A 3,045-nucleotide genomic window follows, 5' to 3' on the forward strand; every position below is an offset into this window, starting at 1 on the left:
CCCAGTCGGCGGCGAGCGCCTCGGGCAGCGCCGCGGCACCGAAACGTCGCGCCGGCGCCTCGTCGCCGGCTGCGGCAGGCAGCGCCGCGAACGCCCGCGCCAGCCACTGCAGGTAAGGCCCGTCGGCATCCGGCAGCGCGACGCCGGACACGGCCTCGACGCGACCACCGGCGTCGAACAGCACCGCCTGACGGTACGCCAGCAGGCCGTGCGTCTCGTTGACGATCACGAACGCCAGTTCGGCCGGCGTGGCGAGTCGCGCGCGCTGTTCGAGCTGCACGAGCGCGGCGAGGCGCAGCAGCTGCGGGGACGGGGGCGGGACGGCGGACATCGGCGGTGGCGGTGACGAGGGGGGATCAGGGCCGGGAGCCCGCAGGCCGTCCGGCCGGCGCGGTGGATGCCTGCGCACCGGGTCCGATGCTCACGGCTGCAGCACGACCTTGCCGCTCATGCCGGCCAGCAGCTCGGGCGCGGCGGCGAGCAGGCGGCCGTAGATCTTGATCGACTGGCTGACCGGATCGACGCGCGCGCCGAGCCGGTCGAGTTCGGCCGCGTAGCGCTTGCCGGTCTCGTCGATGGCGAGTTCGAAGCGGTGGCCGGGTTTCAGCCACGCGAGGCTCGTCGACGGCACGATCATCTCGACCTCCAGCGTGCGGTCGTCGAGCACATCGAGCAGCGGCTGGCCTTCGCCGACCGACTGGTAGCGCTGCACGTGGCGCTCGGCAACCCGGCCCGGCCACGGCGCCGCAATCGTGCAGCGCGCGACCACGGCCTCGGCCACCTTCAGCGCCGCGGCGGCCTCGGCGACCTCGGCGGCGGACACGTCGAGTTCGAGCCGGCTGATCGACTGCAGCTTCGCAAGCCGGCCGTTGACCTCGTGCACGCGCTGCTTCTTGTCGAGCGTCGCCCGCGCGCGCGCCAGTTCGGCCTGCTGGCCGGCGCAGCCGAAGCGCACCAGCACGTCGCCTTCGCCGAAGCGCTCGCCCTCGCGCGGTGCCAGTTCGGCGATGCGCCCGGCCATCTCGCTGGCGATGGTCGTGCCGTGCACCGGCACGAGCTGCGCGCGCACCGTGGCCGGCGCGGACGACTCGGGGGCCGCACTGGCGACGGCGCAGGCCAGCGCGGCGAATGTCAGGCCGATGCAGCGGTGCGCGAGCCTCAACGGCTGGCTCCGGTATCGGCGAGCTTCGGCGCGGTCGCCGGCACCGGCACCGGCACCGGCTGGTCGGCGGTGGCCGGTGCGGCCGGCGGTGCTGCGGCTTCGGTCGCGGCCTTCAGTGCCGCCTCGGGCAGCCGGCCGGCGCGCCACAGCGCCAGGTTGGCGGCGACGGTGCGCGTCATCTCCGGCAGCTCGACGCCATCGATCGGGCCGTCGTAAGGGTCGATGCCGACCGACACGTAGACGTTGGCGAGGGCCGCATACAGCTCGGCGAGCGCGCGGTCGCGATCGAGCTGCGCCGACAGCGCCGAGAGTTCGCGGCGGATGCGGTCGAAGCCGGACTGCGCCTCGGCGGTTTCGGCGTTGGCGACCGCGCGCAGCAGCTTGCCCTCGATGTCGTTGAGCGCGTCGGCGCTGTCGTAGCCGTCGAGCGCGCGCCGGTACTGCTGCCAGGCGACGTTGATCTGCACGATCGCCGCGATGCTGAGGGCGCGCCGGCGCCACAGATCGACCTCGACCTGTGCCTCGGCGGCGTCGATCGTGCTCGGGCCGGCGGCGAGGTTGACGAGGTTCCAGGTCGCGCGCACGCCGGCCTCGGCCCAGGTGCGGTTCAGCAGGTAGGAGTTCGAGTCGTAGCTGGTCGAGCCGAGGAGGCTCAGGCCCGGCAGCAGGCGGATCATCTCCTTGCGCACGCCGAGGCGGTCGATGCGCGCCTGATAGGCCTCCTCGCGCAGGTCGGGCCGGTAGTGCAGGCCGACGGTTTCGAGCTGTTCGAGGCTCGCCTGCATCGCACCGGGCAGCGCCTCGCTGCGCGAGGGCACGGCGATCGGCAGCGGCGCGCCGGCCGGCACGTTGATCAGCCCGGCGAGCTGCGCCTTCGAGACTTCCAGATCGGCGGCGAGCTTGCGCAGCTGCCCGACCACCTGCAGCAGGTTGCGGCGGTATTCGAGCGTCGGGATCAGCGGCTGCAGCTGGTCCTGCTCGATGCTGCGGCTCGCGCGCAGCGCCTGCTCGGCCCGCGCCAGCACCGGGCGCACCTGCGGCAGCAGACGCTCGGCGGTCGCCGCGCGCCAGTACGCGGCCGTGACTTCCTTGACGATGTTGTTGACGACCTTGCGCCGGCGCTCGCGCGCGACCAGCACGCGGTCGGCCTGCTGGCGGGCCTGGTAATAGCCGACGCCGAAGTCGAGCAGGTTCCACGTGAAGGTCAGATCGGCGAAGTGGTGCGCGCGGTCGTTCGAGGTCTGGTAGTTGTTCTCGCGCGGGTGGCGCTCGGGGTAGACATCCTGGCTGACGCTGGCGAGATCGTTGTCACGCGCCGAATAGCCGGCGTTGACCGCCAGTCGCGGCAGCATCGCGAAATTCGCCACCGAAAGCTGCCGGTCCTGCAGCACCGATTCCATCAGCGCCAGCCGGTTCTCGTAGTTGTACTTCAGCGCCCGGGCGATGGCCTCGGGCAGCGTCAGCGGCGCGCTGACCGGCACGAACTCGCTGGCGATGGCCTTGCGATCCTCGGCCACGCGGGCGCGGTGCTCGTCGTCGCTCAGCGGTTCGGGGCGGATCGTGCAGCCGGCGGTGAGCGCGAGGGCGAGGGCAGCGGCAAGCGTGCGGCAGACGGGCTTGGGCGTCGGCTTCATGATCGGGACGGGTCCGGGGCGAAGTGTTCGGTTCGGCATGGGGGATCAGTCGGCGGCGAGCAGCACATCGGCGAGCGCACGGCTCTGCTCGGCGAGCGTCGGCGGCAGCGCCTGCTGCAGGCGGGCGCTGAAACCGTCGTGACCGGCATCCGGTGCAAGGGCCGGTGCCGGGTGGGCCGCAGCGTCGTCGTGCAGGCCGAGGGCGGCGAGCCAGTCGGCGGCCGGCAGGGAACGGGCGGCCTGCGGCGG

The 3,045-nt window shown here is 73.1% G+C and carries 3 protein-coding genes and 1 pseudogene; all 4 read right to left on the reverse strand.

Annotated features, from left to right (window positions below; genetic code table 11):
* Positions 1 to 331, reverse strand: a pseudogene (locus tag PKE44_RS17335) (secretion protein HylD); the annotation flags it as partial.
* A 90-nt stretch (positions 332 to 421) separates the two neighbouring features.
* Positions 422 to 1,162, reverse strand: a complete 741-nt coding sequence (locus PKE44_RS17340; protein WP_324553764.1) for an efflux RND transporter periplasmic adaptor subunit — start codon at positions 1,160 to 1,162, stop codon at positions 422 to 424.
* A complete protein-coding gene (locus PKE44_RS17345) occupies positions 1,159 to 2,796 on the reverse strand; it encodes a TolC family protein (RefSeq protein ID WP_324553766.1) in 1,638 nt (545 codons plus the stop codon). Before PKE44_RS17345 ends, PKE44_RS17340 begins: the two co-directional genes overlap by 4 nt.
* Positions 2,797 to 2,841: 45 nt before the next feature.
* Positions 2,842 to 3,045 (reverse strand): hypothetical protein (locus PKE44_RS17350; RefSeq protein WP_324553768.1); only part of this gene is annotated, 204 nt, incomplete at its 5' end.

The organism is Plasticicumulans sp., from assembly GCF_035331805.1.
Taxonomy (GTDB): domain Bacteria; phylum Pseudomonadota; class Gammaproteobacteria; order Competibacterales; family Competibacteraceae; genus Plasticicumulans.